Annotated in this window: 17 protein-coding genes; 12 read left to right on the top strand and 5 right to left on the bottom strand. The window is 51.5% G+C overall.

Annotated elements, in window-relative coordinates:
- Positions 1-2 precede the first annotated feature (2 nt).
- Positions 3-1,490 (top strand): sodium:solute symporter, encoded by a 1,488-nt coding sequence (locus tag NEV57_RS12060; protein ID WP_257658576.1) that lies wholly within the window; start codon positions 3-5, stop codon positions 1,488-1,490.
- 28 nt (positions 1,491-1,518) lie between these two features.
- The gene (locus NEV57_RS12055; RefSeq protein WP_257658733.1) at positions 1,519-2,121 is read left to right on the top strand and encodes a peptide deformylase; all 603 of its coding nucleotides are present in this window, start codon (positions 1,519-1,521) and stop codon (positions 2,119-2,121) included.
- A 1-nt stretch (position 2,122) separates the two neighbouring features.
- On the opposite strand, the gene NEV57_RS12050 is transcribed toward NEV57_RS12055, so the two are convergent.
- Positions 2,123-3,544 carry a Gfo/Idh/MocA family protein gene (locus NEV57_RS12050; protein WP_257658575.1) on the bottom strand — a complete coding sequence of 474 codons (1,422 nt, stop codon included), beginning with the start codon at positions 3,542-3,544 and terminating at the stop codon, positions 2,123-2,125.
- A gap of 231 nt (positions 3,545-3,775) precedes the next feature.
- Between NEV57_RS12050 and nagB the strand changes: the two genes are divergently transcribed.
- The 3 genes from nagB to NEV57_RS12035 all read left to right on the top strand — a co-directional run bounded on the left by nagB (position 3,776) and on the right by NEV57_RS12035 (position 7,160).
- A complete protein-coding gene (gene nagB / locus NEV57_RS12045) occupies positions 3,776-5,716 on the top strand; it encodes a glucosamine-6-phosphate deaminase (protein ID WP_257658574.1) in 1,941 nt (646 codons plus the stop codon).
- Positions 5,717-5,822: 106 nt separating this feature from the next.
- The gene (locus NEV57_RS12040; RefSeq protein WP_257658573.1) at positions 5,823-6,245 is read left to right on the top strand and encodes a DUF983 domain-containing protein; all 423 of its coding nucleotides are present in this window, start codon (positions 5,823-5,825) and stop codon (positions 6,243-6,245) included.
- A gap of 33 nt (positions 6,246-6,278) precedes the next feature.
- Positions 6,279-7,160 carry a helix-turn-helix domain-containing protein gene (locus tag NEV57_RS12035; protein WP_257658572.1) on the top strand — a complete coding sequence of 294 codons (882 nt, stop codon included), beginning with the start codon at positions 6,279-6,281 and terminating at the stop codon, positions 7,158-7,160.
- Between the two features lie 6 nt (positions 7,161-7,166).
- On the opposite strand, the gene kbl is transcribed toward NEV57_RS12035, so the two are convergent.
- Positions 7,167-8,354: a glycine C-acetyltransferase gene (gene kbl / locus NEV57_RS12030; RefSeq protein ID WP_257658571.1), complete on the bottom strand. Its 1,188-nt coding sequence runs from the start codon at positions 8,352-8,354 to the stop codon at positions 7,167-7,169.
- 69 nt (positions 8,355-8,423) lie between these two features.
- On the opposite strand from kbl, the gene NEV57_RS12025 reads away from it, so the two are divergent.
- Genes NEV57_RS12025 through NEV57_RS12015 form a run of 3 tightly spaced genes read left to right on the top strand, consistent with a single transcriptional unit; the run spans position 8,424 to position 11,671 of the window.
- Positions 8,424-9,737 carry a nicotinamide mononucleotide adenylyltransferase gene (locus tag NEV57_RS12025; RefSeq protein ID WP_257658570.1) on the top strand — a complete coding sequence of 438 codons (1,314 nt, stop codon included), beginning with the start codon at positions 8,424-8,426 and terminating at the stop codon, positions 9,735-9,737.
- Between the two features lie 21 nt (positions 9,738-9,758).
- Positions 9,759-10,289, top strand: coding sequence for an isopentenyl-diphosphate Delta-isomerase (idi, locus tag NEV57_RS12020; RefSeq protein ID WP_257658569.1), 531 nt, complete (start codon positions 9,759-9,761; stop codon positions 10,287-10,289).
- 17 nt (positions 10,290-10,306) lie between these two features.
- Positions 10,307-11,671 carry a methyltransferase RsmF C-terminal domain-like protein gene (locus NEV57_RS12015; protein ID WP_257658568.1) on the top strand — a complete coding sequence of 455 codons (1,365 nt, stop codon included), beginning with the start codon at positions 10,307-10,309 and terminating at the stop codon, positions 11,669-11,671.
- 21 nt (positions 11,672-11,692) lie between these two features.
- Here the strand turns inward: NEV57_RS12015 and NEV57_RS12010 are convergent, their stop codons facing one another.
- Positions 11,693-12,403 (bottom strand): LexA family transcriptional regulator, encoded by a 711-nt coding sequence (locus tag NEV57_RS12010; protein WP_257658567.1) that lies wholly within the window; start codon positions 12,401-12,403, stop codon positions 11,693-11,695.
- 108 nt (positions 12,404-12,511) lie between these two features.
- On the opposite strand from NEV57_RS12010, the gene NEV57_RS12005 reads away from it, so the two are divergent.
- A complete protein-coding gene (locus NEV57_RS12005) occupies positions 12,512-13,408 on the top strand; it encodes a HEPN domain-containing protein (protein WP_257658566.1) in 897 nt (298 codons plus the stop codon).
- 11 nt (positions 13,409-13,419) lie between these two features.
- Positions 13,420-14,331, top strand: coding sequence for a HEPN domain-containing protein (locus NEV57_RS12000; RefSeq protein WP_257658565.1), 912 nt, complete (start codon positions 13,420-13,422; stop codon positions 14,329-14,331).
- Here the strand turns inward: NEV57_RS12000 and NEV57_RS11995 are convergent.
- Both NEV57_RS11995 and NEV57_RS11990 read right to left on the bottom strand, forming a co-directional pair.
- On the bottom strand, positions 14,304-14,774 hold the full coding sequence (locus NEV57_RS11995; RefSeq protein ID WP_257658564.1) for a hypothetical protein: 471 nt from the start codon (positions 14,772-14,774) through the stop codon (positions 14,304-14,306). The genes NEV57_RS12000 and NEV57_RS11995 overlap by 28 nt on opposite strands.
- 99 nt (positions 14,775-14,873) lie before the next feature.
- The gene (locus tag NEV57_RS11990) at positions 14,874-16,277 is read right to left on the bottom strand and encodes a sulfatase family protein (protein ID WP_257658563.1); all 1,404 of its coding nucleotides are present in this window, start codon (positions 16,275-16,277) and stop codon (positions 14,874-14,876) included.
- A gap of 179 nt (positions 16,278-16,456) precedes the next feature.
- Here NEV57_RS11990 and typA point away from each other — a divergent pair, with 179 nt between their 5' ends.
- Complete coding sequence (gene typA / locus NEV57_RS11985; protein WP_257658562.1) at positions 16,457-18,262, top strand: translational GTPase TypA; 1,806 nt, start codon at positions 16,457-16,459, stop codon at positions 18,260-18,262.
- 299 nt (positions 18,263-18,561) lie between these two features.
- A complete protein-coding gene (locus NEV57_RS11980; protein WP_257658561.1) occupies positions 18,562-18,975 on the top strand; it encodes a 6-pyruvoyl trahydropterin synthase family protein in 414 nt (137 codons plus the stop codon).
- Positions 18,976-18,994 lie beyond the last annotated feature (19 nt).

The raw sequence follows: 18,994 nt of genomic DNA, 5'->3' as shown, positions 1-18,994 counted from the left end.
ACATGACACCGGGCATCCTTCTCCTGTTCCTTATCGCGTACTTCAGCCTATTGCTGGGTGTTGCCTATTTTACTTCGCGTAAATCAGCGGACAACGCGTCCTTTTTTGTAGCCAACCGGAGTGCTAAATGGTATATGGTGGCCTTCGGCATGATCGGTACCGCACTTTCGGGGGTAACTTTTATCTCCGTTCCCGGCGCGGTAGGGAATACGGACTTTGGATACTTTCAGTTCATTCTCGGAAATGCGGTAGGGTTTATCATTATTGCCTATGTGCTGCTGCCGCTGTATTACCGGATGAACCTCACTTCGATCTATACCTATCTGGAAGAGCGGTTGGGGCACCGCAGCTATAAGACCGGGGCGATGATTTTCCTGATATCGCGTACGATAGGCTCCGCATTCCGGCTTTACCTGGTTGCTATCATTTTGCAGCGGTTTATTTTTGATGCCTGGAATGTCCCCTTCGCCGTTACCATCATGCTCTGCCTGTTGCTGATCTGGCTTTACACCAATAAAGGCGGACTTAAAACGATTATCATCACCGACATGATGCAGACGTTTTTTCTGGTGCTGGCCGTTGTGCTGTCCATTTATTTCATGGCCGATAGTCTGGGTATGGGACTGCTTCAAACCATCGAAACGGTGAAGGAGAGCAGTTATTCAAGGATATTTTTCTGGGAAGACCCCTTGGGCAATAACATGTATTTCTGGAAACATTTTCTGGGCGGTATATTCGTCACGATCGGCATGACCGGCCTGGATCAGGATATGATGCAGAAAAACCTGAGCATGAAAACGATCGGCGAAGCACAGACCAATATGCTTACGTTCACCGGAATCTTCGTGGTCATCAACCTGTTTTTCCTGGCCGTGGGTGCGCTGCTGTACATTTATGCGGCGCAGGCCGGCATTGACGTCAGTGGGCTGCGGACCCCCGATTACCTTTATCCGGAGGTTGCGCTCCGGCACCTTACCCTTGTGCCCGGCATTATTTTTATGATGGGCCTTACCGCAGCAACCTTTGCCACAACGGACTCGGCACTGACGGCGCTCACGACGTCCTTTTGTGTGGATTTCCTGAATTTCAATAAAAAAGCTGACCCCAACGACCGCTCCCTTGTACGTGCCCGAAACCGGGTACACTTTGCTTTTTCCGTGCTTTTGTTACTGGTTATTCTGGTTTTCCGGTTGATTAACGACGAGTCGGTGGTAAACGCCATTTTCACTGCAGCCAGCTATACCTATGGCCCATTGCTGGGCCTGTTTGCTTTTGGGCTGCTTACCCGGCGACAGGTTGCGGACCGGGCTGTTCCCTACATCTGTTTGCTTTCGCCGGCATTGTGCTACCTGCTGAATGTATACGTTTTGACGCCTTATACGGCCTATGCCATGGGGTTTGAGCTGATTATCTACAATGGAGCGATTACCTGGATCATGCTGTGGGCAACGTCCAGTAAACCGCAGGCGCAGCCGACGGGTGCGGTTTAATTTTTTTGCGGCAACTGATTTTGATGTGATGATCAATTCGCCATTGACCGATGCTGAACGGCGGCTTATTTTAGCGGAAGATACTGCACAGGCCATGCGGGTACTTCAGGATACCGTTGCCATGGAGCGGAAGATACTCCGGGTACCTTCCGTCGCCATAGATCCGGAAGAGGAACTGCTTCCGCTACTGGCCCGGCGGATGTATCTGGCCGTAACCGACCCTGCCCGTCCGGGTGTGGGTATCGCGGCACCACAGGTTGGCATTAACAGGAGCCTGATCTGGGTGCAGCGCTTTGATAAGCCGGGAGAACCATTCGAACATTACCTTAATCCTGTTATTACCTGGCGGTCGGACCTGCTGCGCAAGGGGCAGGAAGGCTGCTTATCCATACCAGATACCGTGGGTGATGTTCTGCGGCATTATACCATCCGGTTGGCTTATCAGGATACATCCGGTAAATGGCAGGAAGAGCTGATTGAGGGATTTACGGCCGTCATCTTTCAACATGAAACCGACCATCTTTTGGGTGTGCTGTTTACAGACCGGCTGGCCGAGCAGGAGGCAAATACTTATTCGATGATCAACGACGAGGTGCAGCTGTATCTGGAGAAAAGGCTGAAAAAGCAATAAATTAAGACTGTCCCTCTTTGCGTACGCCCGTTGTGGCACCGCCTTCCAGGGTAAGGTTTACCGGCTGGTTGCGCTGCCACGCCCCGCGTGTAAAATCGGGCACATCCAGCGATTGCGACCGCTGGTTTACCGACTGCTCACTCAGCGGAAATACGCAGCTCCACAGCGCGCCGTCGTACACGTCCTGGTCCAGCGGCAATCCATTTCGGAGGCAGTCAATCAGCCGCCAGTCCATCACGAAATCCATACCGCCGTGCCCACCGACCTGCTTGGCTACTTCACCCACGTGTTTAATCAGCGGCGGGGTGTATTTTGTATATAGCGCATCCAGCTCCGCTTTGGGTAGCCACTCGTGGCCGAATGCGATGCGCTCCGGCGCCGGGTATTTAGATGCGATGCCTTTTGTGCCGCTGACCAGGTGGATGCGGGAATAAGGGCGGGGAGAGGTCACATCGTGCTGTACCATCATGGTTTTGCCCTTTGCCGTGTGAATCAGCGTGGTATTCATGTTGCCACGGTAATGCTTACCCACAAACGGCCGGTAAAAGGGATCTTCCCCGGCCCTGGTGGCAGCGATATTGCCCATCATGAAGTCGTTGGTTGACATCGAAACAAGGTAATCCATCTTGTCGCCCCGGTTGATGTTCATGCATTGGGCAATCGGCCCAAGCCCATGGGTGGGGTACAGGCTACCGTTTCGCGAAGCATTCATTTTAAGACGCCACATATCCGCATATCCCTCTTTTGAAAAATTAAGTTCCACCAAATCGTGGATGTATGCACCTTCGGCATGGATAAGCTCACCGAATAGACCGTTTCGAGCCATGTTGAGCGTGAGCATTTCAAAGAAATCATAACAGCAGTTCTCCAGCATCATACAGTGCTTTTTGGTTTGCTCTGAGGTCTCTACCAGCGCCCAGCACTCGTCAACCGTGACCGCGATCGGCACTTCACAGGCAACATGCTTACCATGCTGCATAGCGTAGATGGCCATGGGGGTATGGAGCTCCCAGGGTGTGCAGATGTACACGAGGTCCAGGGATTCATCGGCCACCATCGCTTTCCAGCCCTCATCCCCTGAATATTCCCGGGCTTTCGGCAGTCCCTGCTTCTCCAGGATTTCCTGTGCCTTGGCAGCTCTTGATGCATCCTTATCGCAAAGTGCCTTTATTTCTACACCTTCGATTCGTGCCATGCGGGTTACAGCACCCGGTCCGCGCATGCCAAGGCCGATAAAACCAATGCGGACGGTTTCCAGTTTAGGCGCTGCATAACCGCACATATTAACCTGCTGAGGCCGGCCGGTTTCCTGTCGGGCTTGCAGCACATTCCCCTGCGCGGTTCCGCTTAATGCGGGCAATACTGCCATTGATCCGGACAGCACCGTGGCGTTTTTCAGAAAATTCCTGCGGTTGTATTTCATGATTATCTGCTTTAGTTTTTAATTGGTACAGCCCGCTGGCAGGGCCTGGAAGCTAAAGGTACGTGATTATATTTTATTCTCCATAGTGAAAAACACACAGCCGGGTCCGATTGCCGCCTGCAGACTCATGCACACGTTTGCGTAACTTGCTTCAAAAGAGACAACAAATATTGCAGGGTAATAGACATTTATTGCTATTTTTGCTTCTCACCTTATACGTAATTCCATAACATGGCACGATTAAATTTACTGGAAGAAACACGCTTCGAGAAAGTTCCCGTGAGCGTTTATCCCGATCCCAAAGCGGCTTCACTGGCCGTGGCCAGGCGAATTGCAGACCTGATCCGCAATAAACAAGAAAAAGGTGAGCAGGCTATCCTTGGCCTTGCTACTGGTGCAACCCCGGTGGGTGTTTATGCAGAACTGGTCCGCCTGCACCGCGAAGAAGGCCTCAGTTTCAAAAACGTGATTACCTTCAACCTGGATGAGTATTATCCAATGCAACCCGATTCTGAACAAAGCTATGTGACGTTCATGAACCGGAACCTCTTTGACCACATAGATATCGAACGGGCCAATGTGCATATACCCGACGGGACACTGCCAATGGAGGCTATCCACGAGTATTGCCTCGCTTACGAGCAAAAGATAACGGCGCTCGGCGGACTTGATTTACAAGTGCTTGGCATTGGCCGTACGGGTCACATCGGGTTCAATGAGCCAGGCTCGGCACCTAACTCGGGAACACGCTTGGTTACCTTGGACGATCTGACGCGCCGCGATGCATCCCGCGATTTCGGGGGCAAGGAAAATGTGCCGACGAAAGCGATCACGATGGGTATCGGCACGATTTTCAAGGCGCGGGAAATCATCCTGATGGCCTGGAATCAAAAGAAGGCAGAGATTGTAAAAAAAGCCGTGGAAGGAGAACTTTCCGCCGATGTGCCGGCAACGTTCCTGCAGCTTTCGGATAGTGTGGAGTTTGTGCTGGACCAGGATGCTGCCTCCATGTTGACGCGGTTTGATACCCCTTGGTTAGTGAAAGACTGTGAATGGGATCGCAAGACCATCAAGAAAGCCGTGGTTTGGCTTTCGCAAACACTGAAAAAACCCATACTCAAGCTAACGGAAGACGATTACAATAATAACGGCATGGCCCAGCTGGCTACGGAAAAAGGCCCGGTGTATGATATCAACATTGATATTTTTAACCAGCTCCAGCATACGATTACCGGTTGGCCGGGCGGAAAACCCAATGCCGATGACAGCCAACGGCCCGAAAGGCGGGATCCGGCGAAAAAGCGGTCGATCATTTTTTCCCCGCACCCGGACGACGATGTAATCTCCATGGGTGGCACGTTCATCCGCCTGGCAGACCAGGGCCACGACGTGCATGTGGCTTACCAAACCTCGGGCAATACGGCGGTTTGGGACGACGAGGCACTTCGTTTTATTGAGTTTGCCACCGACTTTGCTAAGTCACAGGGAATTGATACGCAAAAGCTCGATACGCTTTATAAAGATGCCCGGAAGTTTATTGCAGGCAAAAAGCCCAATCAGATGGACACCCGGGAGCTGTTAACGGTCAAGGGTCTCATCCGGAAGGGCGAAGCCATTGCAGGGGCCCGTTTTGCGGGATTGCCGGATACGAACATCCATTTCCAGAACCTGCCGTTCTATGACCGGGGCAAACACCGTAAGACGCTGAAGTATGAAGATGATGTACAGCAGACCATGGTGCTTTTACAACAGATCAAACCACATCAGATTTTTGCTGCTGGAGACTTTGCCGACCCGCACGGGACGCACAAAATCTGTTTTGACATTGTTTCTGAGGCGATGCGGCGACTGCGTAAAACGGATGCCTGGACGAAGGATTGCTGGATCTGGCTTTACCGGGGTGCCTGGCATGAATTTGAAATCCATGAAATCGAGATGGCCGTACCACTGTCACCCAAAGAAGTGCTGCGCAAGCGACATGCCATCTTCAAACATCAGTCACAGAAGGACATACCGGTATTCCCGGGCGATGACGCACGCGAATTCTGGGTCCGGGCCGAGGAACGTACCCGCGAAACCGCACGATTGTATGACGGTTTAGGGATGGCGGAATACGAAGCCATCGAGGCGTTCGTGCGGTGGCGGTTTGAAGACGAGGAGGTCAATCCGTAAATAATACCATAACATCCCGTGATAGCGCCATTAAAATAGGCCGATCCGTCCGAATTTTGTATACGTGGTTTTCTCAATGCAGGGAAAAGCATACACAAACAGGAAGATGGAAACACAGAAGGAATTAACCGCAGCGCAGGCCGTAGTACGGGGATTGTGCCCGCGGTGCCGGACCGGCCAGGTTTTTTCAGGCCCGGCATACGGAAGGAAGCGCCAGCTAATGCTGGAAACATGTCCCCATTGCGGGCTTCGGTATGAGCGTGAGCCGGGTTATTTTTACGTGGCGATGTTCGTCAGTTATGCGCTGATCGTGGCAGAGTTGGTTGCCGCGTGTATAGCGGCTTATATCCTGTTCGGAAATACGGAGAACCCGTGGGTTTATACCGGCGTAGCCCTGGTGGTCGGTGTTGGTCTTTCGCCTGTAAATTTCCGTTATTCCCGACTGATTCTGCTGCATTGGCTTACTCCGGGACTGTCGTATGAACCGGAACTGGCCAGCAAAAGCAGTAACCCGGCGGCTAAACCGTAGGGCTTGTCCGGAAAAATGGGTATATTTACCCGAATGGCAGCGACAAGCTATCCGGTATATGATATTACGGGTTTTGATGTGAGCCACCAGGGTATGCTCGTGATGCCACTGGAGCAATATATTGCTGCTCATCGACATAAACTCTACACCCCCCACCGCCATTCATTTTATCATGCGGTGTATTTTACCGGGGGTACGGGCATACATTTCATCGATTTTCATCGTTTTGAAGTGGAGCCGGGGCAGATCTATTTCATGGCACCCGGGCAGGTGCACCATTGGGAGTTTCAGGCCGGTCAGGTGACAGGATATGCATTTAACTTTTCGGCCTCTTTTTTCCAGTCGTTTTTATTGCGACCCGATTACATTGATGAATTCTCCTTTTTCCAGGGCCAGGCAACAGCGTGTGTTGTTCACTTCCCTACTGCGCTTCAGGAGCAGACAACGGCCATTTTTGACGAAATGGTAGTCCTGAGGGAATCGATTAACCCAATTAATTTTGATAAAATAAGGGTACTTGCCCTGCAGGTATTGCTCAATGCGGCCGCGCTAAGCTCGTCGGGACAGGGTCCGGCCCGCGACTATAAGCATACCGTACTGCGTAATTTTCAGCGGCTGGTGGATAAGTATTTTATCCAGCACAGGCATCCAAAGGACTATGCGGAGATGCTGTACATTACGCCGAATCATTTAAATGCACTTTGTTCGGATATCCTTGGGATTTCTGCGGGTGAAGTGATACGGAACCGTATTCTGCTGGAAGCGAAGCGGCTGCTGATCAATCCCGGACTTTCTGTTTCGGCGATTGCCTATGAGCTGAACTTCAAGGACAATTCCTATTTTACCAAGTTTTTCAAAAAATACAGCGGAAATACCCCCGAAGCATTCAGGAGAAGCCTATCGGCCGGTTCGTAAACCGGATCAGATTACCCCAAGGGCTTTGCCTACTTTTATAAACGCCGCCACAGCACGGTCGAGGTGATCCTGATGATGCGCTGCCGACAACTGGACGCGTATGCGTGCCTGGCCCTTGGGCACAACGGGAAAATAAAAACCAATTACGTAAATTCCTTCTTTCAGCATGTCGGCGGCAAACTGCTGGGCAAGGGCTGCATCGTATAACATCACGGGAACTATCGGGTGCGTGCCCGGTTTGATATCAAACCCCGCGGCAACCATTTTTTCGCGGAAGTAACGTGTATTGTGCTCCAACTTATCCCGGAGTGCAGTTGTTTCGCTTAGCAGATCCAGTACCGCAATGGAAGCGCCAGCGATGGCAGGCGCCAGGGTGTTAGAAAATAGGTAGGGCCGTGAGCGTTGGCGTAAAAGCGCGATGATTTCTTTCCTGCCGGATGTAAAGCCGCCAGAGGCGCCACCTAACGCTTTGCCCAGTGTACCAGTGATGATGTCTACGCGGCCCATGACGCCATGCAGCTCGGGCGTACCGCGCCCATGCTCACCGATGAAGCCCGTGCTGTGGGAATCGTCGACCATGACCAGCGCCTCATACCGATCGGCCAGGTCGCATATTTTGTCCAGCGGAGCAATGCGGCCGTCCATGGAAAAGGAACCGTCGGTGACGATGATGCGGTGGCGCGCCTGTGCCGCTGCCTGGAGCTGCGCTTCAAGGTCGGCCATATCACAGTTCCGGTACCGGAACCGCTGTGCCTTGCAAAGGCGTACACCATCAATGATAGAAGCGTGGTTAAGCTCGTCCGAAATGATGGCATCCTCGGCACCAAACAGCGGTTCAAAGACGCCACCATTGGCATCGAACGCCGCGGCATAGAGTATCGTGTCCTCCGTGCCGAGGAAGGATGAGAGCTTCGCTTCCAGCGTTTTATGAATATCCTGTGTGCCGCAAATGAAGCGGACAGACGATAATCCGTAACCATGCGTGTCCAGTGCGTTTTTTGCCGCCTCAATGACGGCCGGGTGCGACGAAAGTCCCAGATAGTTGTTTGCGCAGAAATTGATGGCCTTGTCCCCGCTCGCCAGCTGAATGCTTGCTCCCTGTGGACTTACAATCACACGTTCTTTCTTATATAATCCGGCATCCCTGATCTGCTGCAGCTCCTGCTGCAATAGGGGTTTTAAGGTGTTATACATAAGCAATTGGTTTCTACAAAGGTAACCTTTAGTAAATAGATGGTGGTCATAAATTTTTATCTTTGCGCCATGGCGAGAGAAATTTTTGAAACGAAGCGGAAGGCCCTGCGGATCAACCTAAGCGAAGAAATTTACGGAACATTTGCGGAAATAGGTGCCGGACAGGAAGTCGCCCGGAATTTTTTTAATGCCGGGGCGGCATCGGGCACCATTGCGAAGACCATGTCGGCATACGATATGACGTTCAGCGACGCCATCTATGGCGTGGAGGGGTCGGGCAGGTATGTAAGCCGGTCGCGGCTGCGAAAAATGCTGGAACACGAATATAACCTGCTTACCGAACGGCTTACCGCCGAGAAATATCAGGGAAGGCGTCTTTTTGCTTTTGCCGATACTGTATCCGCGCTCAATTTTAGCAAAACGAACGACCCCCATGGCTGGATCGGCATCCGTTTTCAGCACGAGGCGGGGAGTGCACCCAATGATATTATCTTCCACGTGCGGTTATTGGACAGCGATAATTCATTGCAGCAGAAAGTATTGGGTATCCTGGGCGTAAATTTGGTGTTTGCCGCATACTTCTATATGCGGGATGTGCAGACGATGATCGAATCGTTGGTTGACAACCTGTCGCCGGGATCGGTGGAAATCGACCTGGTGAAGGTAAGCGGTCCGGTATTCGAGAGAGTAAACGAGCGACTGATCAACCTATACCTGATTGCAAAAGGTTTTTCCAAAGCAGCCATTTTTAATCCCGAGGGATCGGCTTACCAAAGCAAGGATTTTCTTTATAAAAAGGACATCATGATTCTGCGGACGAAATACCGGCAGAAATCCAACCCGAATTTTGATCTGTTTAACCTGGCTGTCGAGCAATTTAAGCGAAATCTCCATATTCAGGATAGTAACCTGGTGGTGATGATTGAGGTATTGATGAGCAACGCACTGGATGAAAACCCGGTGCTGAGCCACGAGGACCTGGTTTATTTTGCCGAACGTGCGGAATACCTGTGCGGAACGGGCAACCATGTGCTGGTTTCCAATTTCACACGAAACCATTACCTGGCGGAATACCTGTCGCAATTCAAGCCGAGCAACGTGGGGATATCCACAAACATATCCAACCTGCGGAACATCTTTAACTCAGACCAATATAATAAAGCAGTTTACACCGACGAGTTGTTGGCCTACATCAGCGGTCTGTTCAGTAAAAATGTGAAACTGTATGCCTATCCGTACCTCAATAAGAAGGATAATCAGATTATCACGACGCGGAATATGCCGGTGTCTGACGAAGCACGGCCGCTTTTTGATTTTCTCATTAAGAATAATTACATTATCGATATTGAGAACTACGATGAACGGCATGTAAAAACGGTATAAGCAGCATAAATACAGAAAACGATGTCTCTCGAAAATGTCATATTAGTGGATGAACAGGACCAGGCTGTAGGCACCATGGAAAAAATGGAAGCGCACAGGCAGGGACTGCTCCACCGGGCATTCAGCGTGTTTATGTTCGACGGGGAGAAGCGGTTGCTCTTACAGCAACGGGCCCTGCACAAATACCACAGCGCGGGGTTGTGGACAAACACATGCTGCAGCCATCCGCGTCCGGATGAAGCCACGGTTACCGCGGCTATCCGGCGGCTGGAGGAGGAAATGGGACTGCAGGCCGCACCGGCCCCGGCTTTTACCTTCCGTTATCGGGCAACGGTTGGCGGAGGACTGATTGAGCATGAGATCGACCACGTGTTTGTAGCATACAGTAATCAGGACCCAATTCTTAACCCCGATGAAGCAGCTGATTTCCGGTGGGCCGGCCTTGAAGAAATCGAGCGCTGGGTTACCACGCAGCCCCAACGATTTACCGCGTGGTTTAAACACAGCTACCGCCGCGTTTTTGCATACGTGGAAGACCATTATAGCACTTAACCCTGTAAGAAAACCGCATGAGTCATATTATCCCGCCACCGTTAGTACGTAAATTGGGCAACCAGGCCGGTTTTGACACCGCTGCCTTTGAGCAGGTGCATGCACAGGGTGTGGCACCGGTTTCCATCCGCATAAACCCGGCGAAGCCCGAAGGTCCCGACACCGGAGCACTTGAACGGGTGCCCTGGTGCGACACCGGATATTACCTGCCTGAGCGGCCGGTATTTACCCTTGACCCACTGTTTCATGCGGGGTGTTACTATGTTCAGGAGGCCTCATCCATGTTTGTGGCACACACGGTACAGGCTCTCGCATTGCATGCGCAGCCGGTGATCGCAGTGGACCTTTGTGCCGCACCGGGTGGAAAAAGCACGCTGCTCCGTACTTACCTGCATCCCGATAGCTTACTCATTGCCAACGAACCAATCAAAACGCGCGCCCATGTGCTGGCGGATAACCTGGTAAGATGGGGACATACAAATACCGTAGTTACCCAAAACGACCCGTCTGCCTTCGGTAGGCTGCCTGGTTATGCCGACCTGCTGCTGGTGGATGCACCGTGTTCCGGTTCGGGGATGTTCAGAAAGGATCAGGCGGTTGTCGATGAATGGTCGGAGGCCGTTGTGCAGCTGTGCAGTGAACGGCAACGGCGTATTCTGGCGGATAGTCTGCCGGCACTTAAAACGGGTGGGGTGCTGCTCTATTCGACGTGTTCCTACTCTGCTGAAGAAAATGAAGAGATTGCCGACTGGTTGTGTGAAGAACAGGGCATGGCGCCGGTTGCCATTCCGCTGGTCGACGAGTGGGGCATTGAGCAAACATACTCTGCTAAATGGAACTGCCCGGGCTATCGGTTTTATCCACACCGGGTTCGTGGCGAAGGCTTTTTCCTTGCTGCATTCCGTAAAGTGGCGGAGACACCAGTAGCGGATAGGCGAAGGACCAAAGCGGCTGAAGCCCCGAACCTGAATGTACTGAAAAAGTGGTTGGTATTGCCCGCCCGTTTCACAACGTTTAATCTGGGCGATGACCTATTTGTTTTCCCGGTGGAGCGACGCGAAGATCTCGAAATGGTGCAGCGGATGCTATATATCCGGCATGCCGGAACCTGTGTGGGTAAGCTCGTCAAGGGTGAGGTTATTCCTCACCATGATCTCGCCATGAATATCGCCCTGCACCCCGATATACCCCGGATTTCCCTGGACCGGACACAGGCGTTGGATTACCTCCGTAAAGGTAACCTCAGCACGGCGATCAATCCACAGGGACATACCGGATGGGCAATCGCCGATTACAACGGTGCGTCCTTAGGATGGATGAAACTGATGCCTAACCGCGTGAATAACTATTATCCCAAGACGTGGCGCATCGCGACGTTGTAGCAGTGCCAGGGAAATAGGGGCTTATAGCTGATATCGCGTAACCTTGCCCTTTATCAGGTACAACGTTTTAATGGCCGACCGGTGTATTACAATGTCACCTTTATATTCTGGATTTGAAGCACGGAGAATAATTTTTTCGGGATCGCGGTGCTCGTGAAGCAGCCGGATGGCAATCATGTTGTTTGCCTGTTCGTGGGTAACGACCAGGTAGGCCTCGCCCCACAGGATAATACCGGGATTGACCACCTCCTTAACCGCGATGATCTCTCCGCTGTTGAAAAGCGGAAACATACTGTTGCCATATACCGGTAGGTAGGCGGTGCAGTCGTTGAAAGGCCGATAATTGACATAATACTCCGGGGTGCTATCCGCAAAGATGTCCGCGGGCAGCCGTTGCTCCAGTTCGTCCGGACGAAGGTTATAATACGGGACGGGTGTTTCAACAGCTTCGGACGAATGGGCCTGCGGCCCTGAGTCGACGGGGCGTCGCCGCCCTTTTTGCAGCATCTCACCTTCGCCGGCTGCAAGAAACACAGGATTAATCCGATAGTAATCGATAATATCTTTTGCGAGTCTTTTCCCCAAGCGGCGCTTATTGTTTTCGATCGAGGAGCCATTATTGAAGCTTTTCATCACCGGACGGTAGAATTCTTCTACGGTTAAACCAAGCGAGTTGCGGATCGATTTCAGGCGTTCGCCGACTTTTTCAGATTGTAGATCAAGGTTTTTCAATTGATAAGTAAAAATGTAACCAAAGACTTGGAGATAATATCAAAAGATATTATATTTGTTCGTGTATTTCTTATACCGTAAACCAAAACTACTAAAATACCCTAAACTATGGAAACATTAATTCATCAAAATGCCGCGTCGGTGCATGGCCAGCGACCGCTAAACGCCGAATTCACCCGGTTGCGTGATGCCCTTCAGACAGTGAGTGCGGAAAAAATCATCTGCTTCGGCAGTGTCAGCCATCAAACGGTAAGAAAAAGCTGCTTTGCCGATGAGGTACATGCCAGCAGTGCAGTCAGTAGCTATCACTTGCTGGTAGTCCCAGCGGAGCCGCAGGCGGTCAGCCATGCCGTGTTACAGCGACAGGTGGAAGATGCCCTCAAGCCGGACGCGGAGGTAACCGTGCTCGTGCACACCATGGATGAGGTAAATGCCGCGCTGCGGGAAGGTAGCACCTTTTTCACTACGGTGTACCGAAAAGGGACGCTGCTTTATGACTTGGGCACCATCCCGTTCCACCCCGGGGGAGAAGGACAGCCCATCGTCACGCGGATCAGCCGCCGGGAGCATTTCTGGAATAAATGGCATGGGCTGGCAAACGGGTTTTTGCTTGGCGCAGATTTCTATGCAACCAACGGCTTATTCCACCTATCGGTATATATGCTCCATCAGGCGATCCAGCATGCCTATTGCGGCACGCTTCGCGTGATGGTTGGCTACCGCACCAATGCGCAGCACCTGAACCGGTTACAGCGGCTCATGGAAACAATGGTTCCACATTTATCGCTGGCGTTTCCCCGCAAAGCGGGTGAAGACGCCCAGCTTTATGAACTCCTGTCAAAGGGTTTTGGGGATGCCCGGTATAAGGAAACCTTTGAAGCCAGCCCACAGCAGGTTACCGCATTGACCGAGCTTGTAACACGGATCGTCGGTGCAGCTGACACTCATTGCCGAGGGCGGATTCAGCAGCTCAAAACCGGGGAAGTTTCCTATAAAACCACATAACCCGTTTTGCCATGGACATTACACTGACCGAACTCCACGAAGCACAGCAGAAGGCGCTGAAACAGTTTATCGAAACCATTACCACCCGCGTTGCGACCGCATACCTGTTTTGCTTTGCCTTGCAGCAGCGTCAATCCGCACATACCCATTGCTTTGCGCCGCCGACACGGTCGCTGTGGTTCCAAGCCGACCTACTGCTGATTTATCGCGATGAAGAGACCCGGCGCGCAAATGAAATACAGGACCAGGCAAACAGCCACAGCAATGCACAGTACCAATACATCACGGTAGCGATGCCATACGGGGAGGCCATGCCGCTGCTGGAAGCTGGCGATCCTTTTATCAACCAGGTCTTCAGTAAGGGTACGCTGCTGTATAGCCATGGCGTAGCCCTGCCAAAGCGGTGGGGCTACGTTTGCCATAAAACCTGGCTGCAGAGCATGCGCCGGGAATGGCGGCGATGGTTTAACACGGGCTGCCAGTTTATGGACTGTGCCGCCTATTGCCTGATGGACAGCAACTTTGGACTGGCCGTATTCATGGTGCACCAAACCATCGAACAAGCCTGTAAAGCGGTGATCAAGGTGCTTTTGCATATTGGTTCAAATACCCATAACCTAGCCTGGATGCTGAAGCTATGCAGTAGCGTCATTCCCGAGATAGGCACACTGTTTCCCCGCAATAGCCCTGATGAGAAGGCGCTGTTTAATCTTCTAAAGGGGAGTTATATCGATTGCAGATATGCTGCGGTATTTGAAGTGCGGGAGGAGCAGGCATGGGTCCTGTACCACCGTGCGGGCACCTTACTACGGGCCATCGGTGACCGGTGTAACCAACAGATAAAAGCAATGGAGCGTTATGCAGGAGCAGACTACCCGGCGGAATATCAGCAAATCTATTGCGAACAGTCGACGGGTTCGTAGATCTCGGAGAACTGGCTGCCATCCAGCGTCATCTGCCGGCCGGTTGCCGTATCCACGGAAAGTGATTTCCGGAGTAATTTTTCTCCGTCGAATAGGAAAGCTACACGCATGGTGTCCTGCATTCCCTCCTGTTTAAATGTCCAGACCAGGTTAAGGGTGTCCATATCCATGGTACCCAGTACCGTGCCACGCCGGGCATCTTTTTCGTAAGGGACGTAGTTGTACGTGCCGCTGACCGTTTCTCCGCGGATAACCAGCTGCAGGTAAGAGGAGTCCTGTTGCTGGTTGCCGTCGAGTCGGATGAAACAACGCTTCTGCTCCGAGTCCGGCAAGGTCTGCTGTTCTTCCGCTGACTGGCCGGTGTTGCCATCCCGGTTTGCCGTGCCGTTCTGGCAGGAAAGAAAAAGCCAAGTGCTGATAAAAATGAAGGAAAAAGCTTTCATTGCAGATCTGTTTTATATGGAAGGATAACAAGCGCAGAAGCGAAATGTTTGTGAAATACGGGTTTTCCGGGTGCTAGCATCCGGAAACGATACCACAGGTCAATTACTAGCCGGTACATATACTGAAACACGGAGATTTGCGGCTGTTTTTTCCATTTTCTGCCGTAGTCGCTGTCCGATTTCCTGTTCGGATGCGGCGCGGTTGTGCCGCTCTGCCGGATCTTCCTGCAGGTTGTAGAGCTCGGGTCCCATATCGCCGAGCCTCAGTTTCCAGGCCCCTTCACGGAAAGCCTGCAGTGTTTCGTCGTCCCCCAGGAAATAAGGGTATTCGTTGCGGGGGCTCGCCGCGGCCTGGCCGGTTAAAAACGGCAATAAGTCATAACCATCCAGCTGCTCGTTGCCGACATCCACGGCGGCGATCTGTAAGAGCGTCCGATAAATATCCAGGCTGGCCACCAGCTGGTCGGTTACCTGGCCGGGCGCAATAGTCCCGGGCCAGCGGATGATGGCCGGTACCCGGCTGCCTCCTTCATAGGTAGTTGCCTTTGACCCGCGCAGCGGACCGGGCGAACCCGCATGCCACACTTCAATGCCGTTTTGCTTCATGCGGTTCGGCAGGTTTAGCCACGGACCGTTGTCCGAAGCAAAAAACACAAGCGTGTTGCCGGCTATGCCCTGGTCTTCCAGTGTTTCAAGGATCTGTCCAACGCTCCAGTCCAGCTCTTCAATGACATCGCCATACAAGCCTGCGTTAGACCTGCCACGGAATTGATCGGTAGTTTGCAATGGGAGATGCGGCATGTTGTAAGCCAGGTAAAGAAAAAAAGGCTGTTTATTATGGGCGTGTGCCGTGATATAGCGGATAGATTCGGCGGTATACCGCTGTGTCAATGTTGTCTGTTCAATGGGGTGCTCAATGATCTCCAGGTTTCTGTACAGCACCAGTGGCTCGTCTGTCTGCACCCAAGGTCGCATGTAGTCATTGGAATACGGAAGCCCAAACCAATAGTCGAACCCCTGATTGGGAGGCAAAAACCGGTCTTCTTTGTAACCGAGATGCCATTTACCAAGCATGGCCGTTTGATAATTCGCTTTTTTCAGTCCCTCTGCCAGTGTCAGCACGCTATCCGGAATCCCCCCGGTGCCGTCCGCGCCGGTATGCCCCTCGAAGTTGATACGGTTCATATACCTGCCGGTGATGAGTTGTGTCCTTGAGGGCACACACCAGTTTCCCGTTACGAAAGAGGTAAACCGTATCCCGTCCCCGGCAAGCCTATCGATGTTGGGTGTTCGTATTGTGGGATGGCCATATGACCCAAGGTCGCCGTATCCCATGTCGTCGGCAAACAGCACAATAATATTCGGAGGTGCGAGGGCCATGCCGGGTTTCATCGATTGCGCGGCACCGTATTTTGGCACACCAGCAACGAGAAACACCAGTAAAACGAAGAGTAATTGCACCCTTTTATGGAAAATAAAGCCGTATGGCGGATACATCTTCATGGTTATCATAATTGCAAGGCGGTGTACAAAGTAATTAATTTTTGCTTAAAAAGGCAAAACCATTGCAGGTCAATGCATCGGGCAGAAAAAAAATGTCTCCAATAACAGCAAGATGAAAAAAGTCCCACATATTTTCGTTACCTTTGCGCCCTCAAATTTTATAAAATCAACTTCGTTGAATGCAGAAAATCAGAAATATAGCGATTATCGCTCACGTAGACCACGGCAAAACAACACTGGTCGATAAAATCCTTCACTTCACCAATCTTTTCCGGGATAATGAACAAACCGGGGAATTGATTTTGGACAACAATGATTTGGAGCGAGAACGCGGGATTACCATTGTATCGAAAAATGTAGCCGTAAAATATAAGGATGTAAAGATTAACATTATCGATACACCAGGCCACGCCGACTTTGGCGGAGAAGTGGAGCGGGTACTCAAAATGGCGGACGGGGTTATCTTATTGGTGGACGCTTTTGAGGGCCCGATGCCCCAGACACGGTTTGTTACCCAGAAGGCACTTGGACTGGGCCTTAAGCCCATTGTGGTGGTTAATAAAGTAGATAAGGAAAACTGTCGGCCCGACGAAGTTTATGAGGCGGTATTTGAGCTGTTTTTCAATCTTGATGCAACCGAGGAACAGCTGGACTTTCCGGTGCTTTACGGTTCATCCAAGCAGGGATGGATGTCTACGGACTGGAAACAGCCGAGCACCGATTTTACGCCGCTGTTGGACGCAATCTTGGAACACATCCCCGCAGCACCGTATGCGGCAGGTACGTTGCAGATGCAGGTTACGTCGTTGGACTACTCTTCGTTTGTGGGCCGGATAGCCATCGGACGGGTGGCACGCGGTGAAATCAAGGAAAACCAGCCGGTATCGCTGGTAAAACGTGATGGCAAGATCGTGAAATCGCGGGTTAAGGAGCTGCATACCTTCGAGGGGCTTGGACGTGTAAAAGTACAGGAGGTAAAGGCTGGGGATATCTGTGCGGTAGTGGGCATTGAGGGTTTTGATATTGGTGATACCATTGCCGATTTTGAAAACCCGGAGCAGCTGGAGGTGATCAAAATTGACGAGCCTACAATGAATATGCTCTTCACTATCAATAATTCGCCGTTTTTCGGAAAAGAGGGCAAATTTGTGACATCCAGACACCTGCACGACCGGTTACATAAGGAAATGGAGAAAAATCTGGCGTTGCGGGTGATACCGAACGATTCCCCGGATTCATTTCTGGTCTATGGGCGCGGCATTCTCCACCTGTCGGTACTGATCGAAACCATGCGCCGGGAAGGATACGAGTTACAGGTCGGACAACCGCAGGTCATCGTTAAGGAGATAGATGGCGTAAAGTGCGAACCAATCGAAACATTGGTTGTGGATGTCCCTGCTGAGGTATCAGGCAAGGTCATTGAGCTGGTTACCCAACGCAAGGGTGAGCTGCTGATCATGGAGACCAAAGGGGATATGCAACACCTGGAATTTGATATCCCTTCGCGGGGTATTATCGGCCTGCGTAATAACGTACTGACTGCCACGGCTGGTGAGGCTGTGATGGCACACCGTTTTAAAGCGTATGAGCCTTGGAAAGGCCCGATTCCCGGACGCCTGGCTGGTGTGCTGGTGTCGATGGAAAAGGGGCAGACAACGGCCTACTCGATTGATAAACTACAGGACCGCGGCCGGTTTTTCGTTGAGCCCGGCGTTGACGTTTACGAAGGGCAGATCGTGGGTGAGCACATCCGGGATAATGACCTGGTCGTAAACCTCGTAAAAGGCAAACAGCTCACGAATATGCGTGCTTCCGGCAGCGACGATAATACGCGCATCGCACCGGCGATAAAATTTTCACTGGAAGAATCGATGGAATACATTCAGGCCGATGAGTATATTGAGGTAACCCCGAAAAGCATCCGGCTGCGCAAAATTTACCTTACGGAAAATGAGCGCAAGGTGAATGCCAAGAAATTCCAGTAACGATCCTTCGTCACAAGCAATGTCTGACTGGCGGCGTGTGCAGTGGAACCTTCACTGCACAACCGTGGGTCGGCGCTAAGACGGTCCGGAAGCTATTTCCGGGACTAACTGGGTGGGCTTTAATCCCTAAAGCCCACCTAGTTGCGTTAGCTGGCCGATGTGCACGACAGGCATTTATCCAAGACCATCCCATACAGTTAAAGCGTACGCCAGCAGTCGCGGGCAAAAACTCGTTTTATGCATTGCAAACTTGGCGAAAAGAGGGCAAATCTCAAATCTAACCGCTATCTTTGCAGCCTATGATGTATATTACACGGCGCGAACGGTTTAATGCAGCGCACAAGCTGTATCGGGAAGAATGGACACTGGAACAGAACGAGGCCATCTTCGGTAAATGTTCCAATCCAAACTGGCACGGGCACAATTACGAACTTTTTGTAACAGTGAAGGGGCATGTGGATCCGAAAACGGGATTTGTGATCGACCTGAAAGAACTGAAGCGGATCATCATGACCTATGTAATTGATAAGGTAGACCACCGGAATATCAACCTGGATGTGGATTTTATGCAGGGCAAGATCGCTTCGACAGAAGTGCTTGCCGTGGAGATCTTCAATCAGCTGAGACCCCACATTGAAGCATACCAGGTTAAATTACATTCCGTTCGATTGCATGAGACGGAAAACAATTACGTGGAATATTTCGGGGAATAGCCTATCCGAAAATAAATAA

The sequence above is a fragment of the Parapedobacter lycopersici genome, assembly GCF_024643285.1.
GTDB classification, from domain to species: domain Bacteria; phylum Bacteroidota; class Bacteroidia; order Sphingobacteriales; family Sphingobacteriaceae; genus Parapedobacter; species Parapedobacter lycopersici.
The sequence above is the reverse complement of the archived record's forward strand: the minus strand, read 5'-3'. Positions and strand labels throughout refer to the sequence as shown.

Excerpts from the sequence above, each read along its gene's own strand:
- NEV57_RS12040 (WP_257658573.1), top strand. The coding sequence starts at position 5,823 with ATGGAAACACAGAAGGAATTAACCGCAGCGCAGGCCGTAGTACGGGGA.
- NEV57_RS11995 (WP_257658564.1), bottom strand. The coding sequence starts at position 14,774 with ATGAAAGCTTTTTCCTTCATTTTTATCAGCACTTGGCTTTTTCTTTCC.
- NEV57_RS12035 (WP_257658572.1), top strand. The coding sequence starts at position 6,279 with ATGGCAGCGACAAGCTATCCGGTATATGATATTACGGGTTTTGATGTG.
- NEV57_RS12025 (WP_257658570.1), top strand. The coding sequence starts at position 8,424 with ATGGCGAGAGAAATTTTTGAAACGAAGCGGAAGGCCCTGCGGATCAAC.
- NEV57_RS12060 (WP_257658576.1), top strand. The coding sequence starts at position 3 with ATGACACCGGGCATCCTTCTCCTGTTCCTTATCGCGTACTTCAGCCTA.
- nagB (WP_257658574.1), top strand. The coding sequence starts at position 3,776 with ATGGCACGATTAAATTTACTGGAAGAAACACGCTTCGAGAAAGTTCCC.
- NEV57_RS12005 (WP_257658566.1), top strand. The coding sequence starts at position 12,512 with ATGGAAACATTAATTCATCAAAATGCCGCGTCGGTGCATGGCCAGCGA.
- NEV57_RS11990 (WP_257658563.1), bottom strand. The coding sequence starts at position 16,277 with ATGAAGATGTATCCGCCATACGGCTTTATTTTCCATAAAAGGGTGCAA.
- NEV57_RS12055 (WP_257658733.1), top strand. The coding sequence starts at position 1,519 with ATGATCAATTCGCCATTGACCGATGCTGAACGGCGGCTTATTTTAGCG.
- NEV57_RS12000 (WP_257658565.1), top strand. The coding sequence starts at position 13,420 with ATGGACATTACACTGACCGAACTCCACGAAGCACAGCAGAAGGCGCTG.
- NEV57_RS12015 (WP_257658568.1), top strand. The coding sequence starts at position 10,307 with ATGAGTCATATTATCCCGCCACCGTTAGTACGTAAATTGGGCAACCAG.
- typA (WP_257658562.1), top strand. The coding sequence starts at position 16,457 with ATGCAGAAAATCAGAAATATAGCGATTATCGCTCACGTAGACCACGGC.
- NEV57_RS11980 (WP_257658561.1), top strand. The coding sequence starts at position 18,562 with ATGATGTATATTACACGGCGCGAACGGTTTAATGCAGCGCACAAGCTG.
- idi (WP_257658569.1), top strand. The coding sequence starts at position 9,759 with ATGTCTCTCGAAAATGTCATATTAGTGGATGAACAGGACCAGGCTGTA.
- kbl (WP_257658571.1), bottom strand. The coding sequence starts at position 8,354 with ATGTATAACACCTTAAAACCCCTATTGCAGCAGGAGCTGCAGCAGATC.
- NEV57_RS12050 (WP_257658575.1), bottom strand. The coding sequence starts at position 3,544 with ATGAAATACAACCGCAGGAATTTTCTGAAAAACGCCACGGTGCTGTCC.